The organism is Methylobacterium sp. 391_Methyba4 (genome assembly GCF_029691625.1).
Taxonomy (GTDB): Bacteria; Pseudomonadota; Alphaproteobacteria; order Rhizobiales; family Beijerinckiaceae; genus Methylobacterium; species Methylobacterium fujisawaense.
Genome location: NZ_CP121475.1, coordinates 1835389 through 1849174 on the forward strand (window position 1 = coordinate 1835389; position 13786 = coordinate 1849174).

The window sequence follows — 13786 nt, forward strand, 5'->3', positions numbered from 1 at the left end:
GGCCCCTCAATGCTCGTGGCCGGCTTCGCTCTTCCCGAGCTCGGCCTTGAGGAGGAAGGTATTGGCGACCGCGATGTCCTCGCCGGCCTTGAGGCCGGAGACCACCTCGTAGGCGTCGTCATCCGCGCGCCCGAGCTCGACCTCGCGCTTCTCGAAGCCCTCGTCGGTGCGCACGAAGACGACGCGCTTGCCCTCGACGGTCTGGAGCGCGGCCTTGGCCACCCGGACGGGCACTCGATCCGTCTCGGTCTCGACCTCGGCGGTGACGTAGGTCCCCGGACGCCAAGCCATGTCCTGGTTGGGCAGCGAGACCACCACCCGGGCGGACCGGGTGTCGGCGTTCAGCAGCGGGCTGACGAACACCACCTTCCCCTGCACGCTGCGGCCGCCGCGGTTCACGGTGACCCGGGCGCCTTCCCGGACCTCGTCGAGGTCCGAGGTCGGCACCGCGAGCTCGATCCAGACGGTGGAGAGGTCGGCCACGGTGTAGACGTCGGCCGGGTCGCCCTCCTTGCCGACGGCGGTGCCCACGTCGACCTTGCGCTCGACGATGCGGCCGGAGATGGGCGCCCGCAGCTCGTACTGGCGCAGGGTCGAGGCGTTGGGCGTCGCCTCGTCGCGTTTCTGCGCGGCGGCGACCTCGGCGGCGTTCAGGCCGAGCGCCGAGAGCTTCTGGCGGGCGAGGTCGACGCGGAGCTGGTTCTCCTGGAACACGGCCTTGGCGTTGTCGAACGCCGCCTGGGATGCCGCCGCGGATGCCAGCAGCCTCTGCTGGCGCTCGAAATTGACCTTCTGGAGGTCGGACTGGACCATGGCGGTGAGGTACTCGCTCTTGGCGTCGGCGACCTCGCGGCTGTCGAGGACGGCGACGACGTCCCCCTTCCGCACGTCGTCGCCGAGGCGCTTGCGCATCTCGGACACCGTGCCGACGACGCGGACCGGGACGCGGGCGATCCGGTCCGTGTCCGGGGTGATCGTGCCGGGGACGAGGATGTGCCTCGACAGCAGGCCGCCTTCCGCCTTGGCCACCTTGATGTCCTGGTTCTCGATCTGCTCGGCGGTCATCGTGACGTGCCCCTCCGCGCCCTCGGCTTCGGAAGGCTCGTGCGCTCCGTGAGCGTGGCCTGCGCCCGCCTTGGGGGCGGCGGCCTTGCCGTGGTCGTGGCCGCCGCCCGCTTCGTGGCGGGGCTCGCCCGGCGATGCTGGGCCAGGCCCGGCGGCGAAGGTGTGGAGGGCCGGCGGCAACCCGGCCGCGGCGAGGAGGCCGCGAACGAAGCCGGACACGGCGGGAACGGCGGCGCCCACGAGGACGCCGGCGGCCACCAGGGCCGCAGTCAGGAGAATGCGCATGATGCCTGCTCGTCGGGGCGCCGGTGCCGTGGCGGCTTCCGGGCCGGTCCCGTTGCGATGACGTGAGGAAGCGGCCCCGGGGCCTCGGACCCGGGGTTCAGGACGCGCGCCGTCGCGGCGTCACCTCAGGCGCGCGGCGGACGCGGCAGGCGGTCGGGGGAGATCGAGGCGCGCGCCGCGTCGACCGGGGCGTAGCAGGGTCGGGACGGCAGGGCGGGCGGAACGGGGGCGAGGCCGTCCGACGGCATGGCCACGTGGCAGCCGCAATGGACGTGGCAGGCGATGCCGGGATCCGCCGCCCGGGCCGAGGCCGGCGTCAGGTCCGACGCCATGACCAGCTCCGTCCGGTCGTGGCCCGGATGGTTCTGATGATACGCCAGGTCCTCGGCGAGGCCGGCGGTCGGGAGAGCGACGGCCAGCGCCAGGACGAGCGCGAGCGCGCGGGCGACGGTCGCCCACCACCCCGTCCAGGCCCCGAAGGCTCGCTGGCGTCCCGCCGACTTCATCGTGCTCCTTATGGGCGATTCGGGCGTCGGGCCACAAGACGCGGGGGTGAAACGCCGGGCGGTCAGGTCGCCGGTCCGGCCGACGGAGTGCGGAATGTCACCGTCCGTCGCGGCTCAACGCCGTCGCGACAGCCTGGCTCGGCCGGCATCGGGAGAGACCCGACAGGAGACGACACCTCTTCGCCCTGGCGCCAGACGCCCAATCCTCCGCGGGCGGCTCCGGCGACTGGCGGCCGCACGACCACGTCGACGACCACGTCGGCCGGCATCACCATCCGCGCCGCGACGAGGACAGGTCGTTCTTCGATGAACGGGGCCCCCATCCCCCCAACCACGACTTCGCCGACGGAACGGACCGCCCCGGACCGCCCCGGACCGAACGACGGTCCGGGGCGGTCGGCGGAGGCTCAGGCGCCCCGCGGCCCGAACAGGATGAGGGCGCTGCCGAGCACGCATACGAGGCCGCCGGCGATGTCCCAGCGGTCGGGCCGGTGGCCTTCGAAGCCCCAGAGCCACAGGATGGCCGCGACGACGTAGATGCCGCCGTAGGCCGCATAGGTGCGTCCCGCCGCCCCGCTCTCCACGACGGTCAGCAGGGAGGCGAACAGCGCCAGCGAGGCCATCCCCGGGACGAGCCACCACGGGGATCTGTCGAGGCGCAGCCACGCCCAGAAGGCGAAGCAACCGGCGATCTCGGCCAAGGCGGCCGCGGCGAAGGCGGGATAGGTGAGCATGGGCGCGTGTTCGCATGCGCCGTGCGTGCGGCAAACCGGCGACACGGGCCGGAGGCGCCGGTCTCTGACCACGCGGCGGGCCGGCGCCGTCTCGACCTCCTACCGTCCCGGCTTGAGGCGGCCGAGCCGTGCGGGCGCCGCCGGCGCCAAGCTGCGCCCGGGCGCACGCTGCCGTCCACGCGCCACGTCAGGTCCTGTCGGGACCGGCTTGGGCCTGTACGGCGGCGATCTGCCGTATCCGCCGCGGCAGGTCGCGAACGAGAGCGGTCTTCCGGTAGGGCGTCATCTTCCACCACGCGCGGATCTCCGGGACCGTGCGGCCGCATCCGAGGCACCAGCCGGTCCGCCCGTCCCACTGGCAAACCCCGATGCAGGGGTCGTCCGTCTTCATGTTAGGGCTCCGTACGCCAGGCGGCCCGTCCGCCGCTGGACACATATAGGGTACCCCCCTATACGTCACTACGACGAGGAAGCCCGCGATGGCCCACACGGTCAAGGAAAAGGCCAAGCTCCTGGCGCGGGTGCGCCGGATCAAGGGACAGGCGGAAGCCGTCGAGCGGGCCCTGGAGGCCGAACTCGGCTGCGCCGACGTCCTGATGCTGGTCGCCTCGATGCGCGGGGCCATCAACGGCCTGACCGCCGAGCTGATGGAAGACCACATCCGTCACCACGTCGTGAACCCGGACGCGGAACCGGACGCCGAGCGCGCCCGGGGCGCCGCCGAGCTGATCGAGGTGGTCCGGACCTACCTCAAATGAAGGCCGCCCCATGACGCCGTTCGCCGACCTGCTGCAGCAGGGGACCGCCCATGCCTGGCTGTTCGTGCCGAGCGCGATCCTGCTGGGCGCCCTCCACGGCCTGGAGCCCGGTCACGCGAAGACCATGATGGCGGCGTTCATCATCGCCGTGCGCGGCACGGTCCTGCAGGCGGTCCTGCTCGGGCTGGCGGCGACGCTCTCCCACACGGCGGTGGTCTGGACCATCGCGCTGGGCGGCCAGTACCTCGGCCGGGAATGGGGCGGCGAGGCCGCCGAGCCGTATTTCCAGCTCGCCTCGGCCGCCCTCATCCTCGGCGTCGCGTTCTGGATGGCGTGGCGGACCTGGCGCGAGCAGCATCACGCGCACGACCATCACCACCCTGACGCGCATCGGCTCATCGTCACGCGCGACGGTGCGCTGACGCTGGAGGTGTTCGAGGACGGCGTGCCGCCGCGCTGGCGCCTGCGGGCCGAGGGCGGATCGTTGCCGGTCCCCGCGGCCGTCACGGTCGAGACGGTGCGCCCGGATGGCGCCCGGCAGGCGTTCGGATTCGTCGCGCGCGAAGGCTTCCTGGAGAGCCGGGACGAGATCCCCGAGCCCCACGCGTTCACGGCGCGTGTCCGCCTCGACGGCCCGGCCGGGTCGGAGGTGCACGAGGTCGCCTTCGCGGAGCACGACCACGACCACGATCATATGAACCTCGGCGACGAGGACGACGCCCATGCCAGGGCGCATGCGGAGGACATCCGCCGCCGCTTCCAGGGCCGCACCGTGACCACGGGGCAGATCGTGCTGTTCGGCCTGACCGGCGGGCTCATCCCGTGCCCAGCCGCCATCACGGTGCTGCTGCTGTGCATCCAGCTCAAGCAGTTGAGCCTCGGCTTCGCGCTGGTCGCCTGCTTCAGCATCGGGCTGGCGCTCACGATGGTCTCGGCCGGCGTCGTCGCGGCCTTGAGCGTGCGGCACGTGGCCGGCCGCTGGTCTGGGTTCGGCGCGTTCGCACGCCGGGCGCCGTACGCCTCGGCGGCGCTGATCGTGCTGGTCGGCCTCTACACCGGCTGGCTCGGCTGGGACGGCCTCCGCCACGCCGCCGCGGCGCAGGCGGCACAGTCCGGGACATCGGTCGAGACATCGGTCGGGTGAGCGACGACTGCCGGGTCTGAAACGCCGGCGGCGGCCTCGACCTTCCGGCCCAGGGCTGACAGCCTATCGCACGGCCGGAAACGGACGGGCTCGGGCATGGCAGGCGATTCCCCCGGAAGGTCTCAGCAGGCGGCCGGATCGCGCACGGCTGCCCGAGGCCTCGACAGCGATCCGTCAGAGCAGGGCCAGGGCGACGCCGCCCAGGGCCGTGAGTGCGACGACCATCCAGGGCGGCGTCCGGCCGACGGTCAGGAGCCCGAAGGCGAGCACGGCCACCGCGTAGTCGCGCGCGTTCCCGACCGCGCTGGTCCAGACGGGATCGTAGAGCGCGGAGCCGAGGATTCCGACCACCGCCGCGTTGGTCCCGCGCATGGCCGCCTGGGCCAGCGGTCGCGTCCGGAGCGCGTCCCAGTAGGGCAGCATGCCGTAGACCAGCAGCAGACCGGGCAGAAAGATCGCGACCAGCGCGATGGCCGCACCGACCACGCCGTGGGGTGCCGGTCCGGCGACGGCTCCGAGATAGGCCGCGAAGGTGAACAGCGGCCCGGGCACGGCCTGGGCGGCCCCGTATCCGGCGAGGAAGGTGCCGGGGCCGACCCAGCCCGGGGCGACCACCTCGGCCTGCAGCAGCGGAAGGACCACGTGGCCGCCGCCGAACACCAGAGCCCCGGAGCGGTAGAAGGCATCGAACAGCGCCAGAGCCTGGGATTGCAGACTGGCGGCCAGCAGGTGAGGGACGACGAGGAGCAGCGCGAAGGCGAGCAGGCCGATTGCGCCGGCCCGTCGGGACACCGGGAAGGCGAGAAGCCCGGCCTGCTCCTGCGGCGGCAGCCGGCAGAGCACGAGGCCGGCGAGGGCACCGAGCGCGATGGCCCCGACCTGACCGACCGACCCGGCGACCAACACGGTGAGGAACAGCGCCGCCACCGCGATGCCGGCGCGCGGCCGATCCGGCGCCAGCGCGCGGGCCATGCCCCAGACCGCCTGCGCGACCACCGCGACGGCGACCAGCTTGAGCCCGTGGATCGCGCCCTCGGCCACCGGGCCGGACAGGGCGCCGGCGCCGGAGGCGAAGGCCAGAAGCAGCAGGGCGGAGGGCAGGGTGAAGGCCGTCCAGGCCGCGAGCCCGCCGAGAAGCCCGCCGCGCAGAACCCCGAGCGAGAACCCGACCTGGCTTGACGCCGGCCCGGGCAGGAACTGGCACAGCGCCACGAGGTCGGCATAGCCACGCTCGTCCAGCCACCGGCGCCGTATGACCAACTCGTCGCGGAAATAGCCGAGATGCGCGACCGGGCCGCCGAACGAGGTCAGGCCGAGCTTGAAGAAGGCGCGGAACACCTCCCCGGCGGAGCCGGACGCGCCCGCCGAGGCGGGATCGGTACGCCGCGCCTCGGCGGCCGCGGGGGCTTCGGTCATGGGCGGCCTCGCTCCGTCGTGCCGGCGGGGGGACGGCCGGCCATGCGTTCGCGAGCGGCGTCCCGCATCGGACGGCCTCCGACGGCGCCCCCGCGAAGCCCGCCGCGCCCTGCGGTCGCATCCGTCGGGATCGCGGCGCCATCCTGCGGTGTCGCATGTCGGTATCGGGATCGAGGGACCGGTACAAGCCACCCGCGCAGGCCTGTCTCGCCCCGGTCCCGCCGGGGATCGCCCCCCGGCAAGGTCATCGGCAAAACGGCCGACAACGGCCCGGGACCGGCCACCGGTCTACGCCGTCACGCCGAGGCCCGCCGGCACGCCGAGGCCCGACGATCCCGGGGGCTTGACCTTCCAACGGTGGGAAGCCCCATCTCGTCGGGACGGCATCCGAAGGAGAACGTCATGGTCCGCTTCAAGGTCGACAGGATGGGCTGCGGTGGCTGCGCCGAATCCGTGACCCGCGCCGTTCAAGCCATCGATCCCGGCGCCCATGTCGAGGTCGACCTCGGTGCGAAGCGCGTCACCGTGTCGAACGCCTCGGCTCCGGCCGAGCGGATCGCCCGGGTTCTCGTCGCCGCCGGCTATCCGGCCGAGCCGATGCTCGCGGCGGCCTGATGCTTCGGGCCGCCAACCCAACCTGCGCTGTGCATGGACGTCCCATGCCCGACATGGTCCCGCCACCCGAACCGGTGTAATCCTGAGTCCATGTGCTTCGACCGGCAGATCGCGCGCCTGATGGCGGCGATGATCCTCGCGATCATCGCCTACGTCGCGCCGTCCGCCGCCCAGGCCCACGAGGGCCATGGGGGTCATGGCGGCCACGGGGGCCACGGCCGCCACATGGCCGCGGCGCAGCCACAGCCGAAGGCGGCGGCGGCGGTGGCGGCGAAGCCGACGGTTCGCGCCGCGGCGCCCACGTGGTCCAAGGTCGTCACCACGGCCGTCGAGGCGGCGTACATCGCGCCGACCGGGGACGCGTGTTGCCGGCCCGGTTGCAAGACCCGCTGCTGCGGGACGATGTCCTGCTGCGCGACCGGCGTCCTGTCCGGGTTCGACGCCCTCGTCCCGTCCCTGTTCCGGACCGGCACGCTGATCCCGGGGGACGTCTCCGGCCGCGTCGGCACCGACCCCGAGACCCTGCCCAAACCCCCACGAACCCTCGCCTGAGATGAGGCGCGCCCGAGGCGCGCGACGCCCGAGCTGCGCCCGCGAACGGCCGCGCCCGGCATCCCCACCGCGAGGAATACCGTTTCCATGTCGACCCGTCTTGCCGCCGCCCTGGGCGCGATGGCGCCGCTTGCCGCCGTTCTGGCGGGATCCGCGCTCGCCCATGAGGGCCATGACCACGGCGCGGCCCCGCCGCCCGTCTCGAAGACCATCGCCCCCCGCGGCGAGGCCCTCTCGGAGACCTTCGAACTGGTCGCCGTCCCGCGCGACGGCACCCTGACGCTGTTCCTCGACCGCTTCCGGACGAACGAGCCGGTGACCGGCGCAACCATCGATGTCGAGACGCCGGACGGCCCGAAGACCGCGACCGCCACGCCGGAGGGCGGCTACGCGCTCACGGCCCCGTGGATGTCGGCGCCCGGCCGGCACGAATTCGTCGCCACCGTCACGGCGGGCGGGGACGTCGACGTCCTGACCGTCGCGGTCGCCGTGCCGGACCCCTCCGGCCGGGCGGCCGCGGCGCCCGCCGAGCCGTCACCGGGGCGGGCCGCCCTGTCGCGCGTGTCCGAGGTCGCCCAGGGGGTTCGCGCGCGCCTCGGGCAGAAGGATCCGACCCGGGTCGGCGCGGTCGTCGTCGCCTTCCTGCTCGGCATGCTGGTGACCGGGCTCGCACGCGGGCGCCGCAGCGTCCCGGCGGTGGCGTTGCTCGCCATCGGCATCACCCTCGTCCTCGGCACGGCCGCCTTCGCGCATGGCGACGAGGACCACGGCCCGGCCGTGCAGGGTGCCGCCCTGACCGAGCCGCGCCCGTCCGGATCCTCCGATCTCGCCCAGCGCCTGCCCGACGGCTCCGTCTTCGTGCCCAAGCCCACCCAGCGGTTGCTGGTTCTGCGCACGACGATGACCGAGCAGGGCCGGTTCCACCGCGCGGTGGAACTCCCCGGCCGCATCATCCCGGATCCGAATGCGAGCGGCGTCGTGCAATCCTCGGTCGGCGGCCGCCTCTCGCCTCCGGCCTCGGGGCTGTTTCCCCGCCTCGGCACCCGGGTGCGCCGGGGCGAGGTGCTGGCCACCGTCACCCCGCCGATCCAGGCCGTCGACCTCTCCGACATGCGCCAGACGCAGGGCGACCTCGACCAGCAGATCTCCATCGTCGAGCGCCGGGTCGACCGCTACAGGCGTCTCGCCCTGACGGGGGCGGTGGCCCAGACCCAGCTCGACGACGCCCTGGCCGAGTTCAAGGGCCTGCAGGACCGGCGCGCGGCCCTCGACCGGATCCGCCGGGAGCCCGAGCCGCTGGTTTCCCCGGTGGATGGCGTGGTCGCGCAGGCCGCGGCGGTCGCCGGGCAGATGGCGAGCCCCGGGCAGATGGTCTTCCAGATCGTCGACCCGAACCGCCTCTGGGTCGAGGCGCTGAGTTTCGATGCCCTCACGGCGGCGCAGGACGCCACGGCGCGGCTCGCCGACGGCCGGCTCCTGACGCTCGCCTACCAGGGCTCGGGGCTCGCCGACCGCAACCAGGCCATCCCGGTCCAGTTCGCGGTCCAGGGCGACGCGTCGGGCCTGCGCGTCGGGCAGTTCGTCACCGTGCTCGCCGGGACGGACCGCGAGCAGGCGGGCTTGGCCCTGCCGCGCGCGGCGGTCGTGCGGACCGGCAACGGGCAGGACGTCGTCTACGAGCACACCACCGCCGAGCGCTTCGAGGCGCGGCCGGTGCGCGTCGAGCCGCTCGACGGCGGCCGCGTGCTGGTCGCCGAGGGGATGGGGCCCGGCCGGCGGGTCGTGACCCAGGGTGCCGAACTCCTCGACCAAGTGCGCTGAGGAGGCCCGCGATGTTCACCGTCCTCGTCGGCCAGTCGGTCCGCAACCGCCTGCTCGTCCTCGCGCTCGCCGCGGCGCTGGTGCTGTACGGCGCCTTCGCCGCCACCAAGCTGCCGGTCGACGTCTTCCCCGATCTCAACAAGCCGACCGTCACCCTCATGACGGAGGCGGAGGGGTACGCCCCCCAGGAGGTCGAGCAGCTCGTCACCTACCCCATCGAGACCCGGATGAACGGACTCCCGGGCGTCACCCGGGTGCGCTCGGTCTCGGGCGTGGGGCTGTCCATCACCTATGTCGAGTTCGACTGGGGCACCGACATCTACCGGAATCGCCAGCAGGTCGCGGAGCGTCTGGCGCTGGTGCAGAACCAGCTGCCCCGGGGCGTGACCCCGGTGATGGCCCCCATCTCCTCCATCATGGGCCAGATCCTGCTGGTGGCGGTCACGAGCGCGACGGCGAGCCCGATGCAGGTGCGCGAGGTCGCGGACTTCACCCTGCGGCCGCGGCTGCTGACCATTCCGGGCGTCGCGCAGGTCATCCCCATCGGCGGTGAGGTGCGCCAGTTCCGGATCGGCCCGAACCCGGCCGCCATGCGCGCGCTCGGGGTGACCAACGCGCAGCTGGAGACCGCGCTCGCGCAGTTCGGCACGAATGCCGGCGGAGGCTTCACCGACCAGAACGCCCGCGAGTACCTGATCCGGAACATCGGCCGCACCCTGAGCCTCGACGACCTGCGCAACCTCGTGGTCGCGACGGTCAACGACGCGCCCGTATCCCTGCGCCAGGTTGCCGAGGTCTCCTTCGCCGCGAAGGTGAAGCGCGGCGACGCCGGGTACATGGCCAAGCCCGCGGTCATCGTCTCGGTGGAGAAGCAGCCCGACGTCGATACGGTGCGGCTCACCCGCAGGATCGAGACCGCCCTGAAGGAGATGGCGCCGACGCTGCCGGCCGGCATCCGGGCCGACCGGATCCTGTTCCGGCAGGCCGACTTCATCGAGACCTCGATCCGCAACGTCGAGGGCGTCCTCGTCGAGGCGGTACTGGTGGTGGCGGTGGTGCTGTTCGCCTTCCTGCTGAACGTCCGGACCACGGCCATCTCGCTGCTCGCCATCCCGGTCTCGGTGCTGACGACCGCCGCGGTGTTCCACCTGTTCGGGCTCTCCATCAACACGATGACGCTCGGCGGCCTCGCCATCGCCATCGGCGAACTCGTCGACGACGCGGTGGTCGACGTCGAGAACATTTTTCGCCGGCTCGGCGAGAACCGGAAGGCCGGCAACCCGAAGAGCGTGTTCCAGGTGGTGGTGGAGGCCTCGAACGAGGTCCGGTCCGGCATCGTCTACGCGACGCTGATCATCATCCTGGTCTTCGTCCCGCTCTTCGCGCTGTCGGGCATCGAGGGCCGGCTCTTCGCCCCCCTGGGGCAGGCCTACATCATCTCCATCCTGGCGAGCCTGCTCACCTCCATCACCCTGACCCCGGTGCTGGCCTCCCTGCTGCTGCCGGGGCTCAGGAACCTGGAGCAACACGACAGCCGCTTCCTGGCCCTGCTCAAGCGGGCCAACGCCGCCCTGCTGGGGGCCGCCTTCCGGCACCAGGGCCGGCTCGTCGGCGCCGTCGCCGTGGCGGTGGCGGCCGCGAGCGTGGCCGCCTGGAACCTGCCCCGGGCCTTCCTGCCGCCGTTCAACGAGGGCTCCTTCACGGTCAACATGACGTTCCGCCCGGGCATCTCCCTCGCCGAGAGCGACCGGGTCGGGCTCATCGCCGAGCGGCTGCTCCTCGACATCCGGGGCGTGAAGGCGGTGGGCCGCAGGACCGGCCGCGCCGAACTCGACGAGCACGCCGAGGGGGTCCACGCCTCCGAGATCGAGGTCGCCCTCGACGCGGACGCCGCGCGTCCGAAGGAGGCGCTCGTCGCCGACATCCGCGGACGCCTCGCCGCCCTGCCGGTGGCGGTGAATGTCGGCCAGCCGATCGCGCACCGGCTCGACCACATGCTCTCGGGCGTCCGCGCCGAGATCGCCCTGAAGGTGTTCGGCGACGACCTCGACGGCCTGCGCCGGGTGGCCAACGCCCTGCGCGACCGGCTGGCGGCGATTCCGGGCCTCGCCGACCTGCAGGTCGAGCGGCAGGTGCGCATCCCGCAGCTGGAGGTGCGGGTCGACTATACCCGGGCGGCCCTCTACGGGGTTCAGCCGGCCGCAATCGTCGAGCAGATCAGCCGCCTGTCGAACGGGCGGGTGGTCTCGACGATCGTGGATGGCGTGCGCCGCTTCGACGTGGTGCTGCGCCTGTCCGAGGACCGGCGGACGACCGCGGGGCTGGGCGATCTCCTCCTGGAGACACCGTCGGGCTGGGTGCCGGCGCGGCAGGTGGCCGACATCCGCGAGACGGACGGGCCGAACCAGATCCTGCGCGAGAACGCCCGCCGCCGCATCGTCGTCCAGGCCAACACCGACGGCGCAAGCGACATGGCGACCGTGGTGGCGGCCATCCGCGAGGCCGTGGCCAAGGAGCCGCTGCCGCCCGGCTTCTTCACCAGCCTGGAGGGCACCTTCCAGGCGCAGGAGGAGGCGAGCCGGACCATCGCGGCGCTTTCCGCGCTGTCCCTGGCCCTGGTCTTCGCCATCCTGTTCAGCCGCTACCGCTCGGCCGCACTCGCCCTGATCATCATGGGCAACGTCCCGCTGGCGCTCATCGGCTCGGTGGCCGCCCTCTGGCTCGTGGGCCAGCCGCTCTCGGTGGCGTCGATGATCGGCTTCATCACGCTGACCGGGATCGTCGCGCGCAACGGCATCCTGAAGATCAGCCACTACCTGAACCTGTCGCTGCACGAGGGCGTGCCGTTCGGGCCCGACCTCGCGGTGCGCGGCAGCCTGGAGCGGCTGACCCCCGTGCTGATGACGGCGCTCTCGGCGGGCGTCGCGCTGGTGCCGCTGCTCTACGATGCGGCGAGCCCCGGCAAGGAGATCCTGCACCCGGTGGCGGTGACGATCTTCGGAGGCCTCGTCAGCGCGACGCTGCTCGACACCGTCCTGACCCCCGTCCTGTTCCTGCGCTTCGGCCGCACGTCGCTGGAACGGCTGCGCGCCCTCCACGCCGAAGCCCCGGCCCACCCATCGCCGTCGGGCACGCCCCCGCGCCCGGCCGAGGCGTACTGACCCCCGAGGAGACACGCGCATGATCCGACCGAGCCTGACCCTTGCCGCCGGCCTGCTGGCCGCAACCGCCGCCGACGCCCACGAGACTGCGGGCCGGCACGGCGGGCGCGTCGCCGACGCCGGCGACTTCCACGTCGAACTCGTCACCCGGGGCGAGACCGTCGACGTCTACGTGTCGGACGGCACGCAGGCGCCGGTCCCTGTCGCGGGTTTCAGGGGCACGGCCATCCTCGTGGCCGGCGGCAAGCCCGCCCGCGTGCCGCTGGAGCCGGCCGACGGCAACCGCCTGACCGGGAAGGCCCCGGCGGCGCTCGGCGACCGCCCGAAGGGCGCCGTGCAGCTCGCCGCCCCGGACGGGGCCACCGTCAGCGGCAAGTTCAACTGAACCGACCACCGAAGGGATCTCTTCCATGACCGTCGCCCGGACCCTCCTCGCCGCCGCCCTGCTGACCGCAGGCCTCGCCGGCACCGCCCGCGCACAGGGCCTGCACGACCACGGTTCCATGTCCGGCCAGGGGAGGGGATCGATGAAGCCGGACCCGAAGGACGACGCCTCGACCCGGGCGTTCAAGGCCGCCGACCAGACGATGATGAGGGACATGGACGTCCCCTACACCGGCGACCCCGACGTCGACTTCCGCACGCACATGATCCCGCACCACAAGGGCGCGGTCGCCATGGCCGAGGTCGCGCTGAAATACGCCCGGGACCCCGCCACGCAGGCGATGGCCCGGAAGATCATCGCCGACCAGACCACGGAGATCGCCGACATGGAGGCGTGGCTGAAGCGGCACGGCCGGTAGTCGCCGCCGGGGCCGGGCCGCCGACAGGGGCGCCCGGCCCGCGTCCCGATTCCACCCGCGCCTGTCCAGGGGCAACCGATGCATGCCGCCCGCAAGGCCACGCTCCACCGCATGGCCCCCTCCGAGCGCCTCTGTCCCTCCGGCCTGAAGGCCGAGGACCTGCGCGAATGCGGGGGCTTCGCGGTCGAGGACCGCAGGCTCACGGCCCGCGATGAGGCCGAACGCCTCGAGGACGAGCCCCCGGTCAAACCGACGCCCCGGACCTTCATCGACGACCTGCAGCGCCGTCTCGGCAAGGCGGCCCACGCCCGAACATGCCGACCTCCGTGCCGGCCAACGCGGTGTTCAAGGCGGTCGACCTCGAAGGGCGCGACATCGAGTGCGCCTGCGCCGGCGGGGCGAGCACGGTGCCGCCCGGCTTCGTCGCGCTGACCGAGAGCGTGATGATGGTCGCCCTGGCGGTCCGGATGCTGGCGATGCCCCCGTGAGCGGGGTCGTCGGCCTCTTCCCGCGGGGCCGGCCGCTCCCTGCGGCTCTTCAACCCGGCGATCCGGCCCCCCGGCTGAGACGCGTGGGGCATGTGGTCCGGCCCGTCGGCGCCCGCTCGCCGTGGACTGAGGCCCCTTCCGCGGGCGGCACGCCACGCTGGAGGCGCACCACCACGGGACGGTCAGCCTCCGAGCGGGCCGCGTACGCCCCTCACGTGCCGAACGGGCATCACTCGCGGGTCCATGGGCTGGCATCCATGGCCTGGCACGGTCTGAGCGAACGGTGTGAAACAGCCATGTGAGCCGCACCAGCACCTTCAGCTACGGGCTTGAATGTGCTGGCGCGCCCTACGGGAATCGAACCCGTGTTTTCGCCGTGAAAGGGCGACGTCCTGGACCGCTAGACGAAGGGCGCTCTGGCTAGGCCGGGGTTCTATA

Annotated in this window: 14 protein-coding genes and 1 tRNA gene; 9 read left to right on the forward strand and 6 right to left on the reverse strand. The window is 73.0% G+C overall.

Going from position 1 to position 13786, the window contains the following annotated elements:
- Positions 1-6: 6 nt before the first annotated feature.
- From P9K36_RS08660 to P9K36_RS08675, 4 genes are all read right to left on the reverse strand, one after another.
- The gene (locus tag P9K36_RS08660; protein WP_043756612.1) at positions 7-1350 is read right to left on the reverse strand and encodes an efflux RND transporter periplasmic adaptor subunit; all 1344 of its coding nucleotides are present in this window, start codon (positions 1348-1350) and stop codon (positions 7-9) included.
- Between the two features lie 125 nt (positions 1351-1475).
- Positions 1476-1856: a hypothetical protein gene (locus tag P9K36_RS08665; RefSeq protein WP_043756614.1), complete on the reverse strand. Its 381-nt coding sequence runs from the start codon at positions 1854-1856 to the stop codon at positions 1476-1478.
- 407 nt (positions 1857-2263) lie between these two features.
- Complete coding sequence (locus P9K36_RS08670; protein ID WP_043756616.1) at positions 2264-2590, reverse strand: YnfA family protein; 327 nt, start codon at positions 2588-2590, stop codon at positions 2264-2266.
- Positions 2591-2777: 187 nt separating this feature from the next.
- Positions 2778-2981: a DUF1289 domain-containing protein gene (locus P9K36_RS08675; RefSeq protein ID WP_278306908.1), complete on the reverse strand. Its 204-nt coding sequence runs from the start codon at positions 2979-2981 to the stop codon at positions 2778-2780.
- A gap of 88 nt (positions 2982-3069) precedes the next feature.
- On the opposite strand from P9K36_RS08675, the gene P9K36_RS08680 reads away from it, so the two are divergent.
- Positions 3070-3348 (forward strand): metal/formaldehyde-sensitive transcriptional repressor, encoded by a 279-nt coding sequence (locus P9K36_RS08680; protein ID WP_043389372.1) that lies wholly within the window; start codon positions 3070-3072, stop codon positions 3346-3348.
- A 10-nt stretch (positions 3349-3358) separates the two neighbouring features.
- Positions 3359-4492, forward strand: a complete 1134-nt coding sequence (locus P9K36_RS08685; protein ID WP_278306909.1) for a nickel/cobalt efflux transporter — start codon at positions 3359-3361, stop codon at positions 4490-4492.
- Positions 4493-4666: 174 nt separating this feature from the next.
- Here the strand turns inward: P9K36_RS08685 and chrA are convergent, their stop codons facing one another.
- Positions 4667-5908, reverse strand: coding sequence for a chromate efflux transporter (gene chrA / locus P9K36_RS08690; RefSeq protein WP_278306910.1), 1242 nt, complete (start codon positions 5906-5908; stop codon positions 4667-4669).
- A gap of 402 nt (positions 5909-6310) precedes the next feature.
- Between chrA and P9K36_RS08695 the strand changes: the two genes are divergently transcribed.
- The 7 genes from P9K36_RS08695 (at position 6311) to P9K36_RS31020 (ending at position 13348) form a co-directional block, all read left to right on the forward strand.
- Positions 6311-6523, forward strand: a complete 213-nt coding sequence (locus P9K36_RS08695) for a heavy-metal-associated domain-containing protein (RefSeq protein WP_043389375.1) — start codon at positions 6311-6313, stop codon at positions 6521-6523.
- Positions 6524-6643: 120 nt separating this feature from the next.
- Positions 6644-7075, forward strand: coding sequence for a hypothetical protein (locus tag P9K36_RS08700; protein ID WP_347568051.1), 432 nt, complete (start codon positions 6644-6646; stop codon positions 7073-7075).
- Positions 7076-7162: 87 nt separating this feature from the next.
- Positions 7163-8896, forward strand: a complete 1734-nt coding sequence (locus P9K36_RS08705) for an HlyD family efflux transporter periplasmic adaptor subunit (RefSeq protein ID WP_278306912.1) — start codon at positions 7163-7165, stop codon at positions 8894-8896.
- A gap of 11 nt (positions 8897-8907) precedes the next feature.
- On the forward strand, positions 8908-12057 hold the full coding sequence (locus P9K36_RS08710; RefSeq protein ID WP_274927613.1) for an efflux RND transporter permease subunit: 3150 nt from the start codon (positions 8908-8910) through the stop codon (positions 12055-12057).
- A 19-nt stretch (positions 12058-12076) separates the two neighbouring features.
- Entirely contained in the window at positions 12077-12442 is a 366-nt protein-coding gene (locus tag P9K36_RS08715; protein WP_043389384.1) for a hypothetical protein, read from the forward strand.
- A 25-nt stretch (positions 12443-12467) separates the two neighbouring features.
- Positions 12468-12860, forward strand: a complete 393-nt coding sequence (locus P9K36_RS08720; protein ID WP_043389390.1) for a DUF305 domain-containing protein — start codon at positions 12468-12470, stop codon at positions 12858-12860.
- A gap of 314 nt (positions 12861-13174) precedes the next feature.
- Positions 13175-13348, forward strand: a complete 174-nt coding sequence (locus P9K36_RS31020; RefSeq protein ID WP_306307448.1) for a hypothetical protein — start codon at positions 13175-13177, stop codon at positions 13346-13348.
- A 339-nt stretch (positions 13349-13687) separates the two neighbouring features.
- On the opposite strand, the gene P9K36_RS08730 is transcribed toward P9K36_RS31020, so the two are convergent.
- Positions 13688-13763 (reverse strand) — tRNA-Glu (locus tag P9K36_RS08730).
- Positions 13764-13786: the final 23 nt, after the last annotated feature.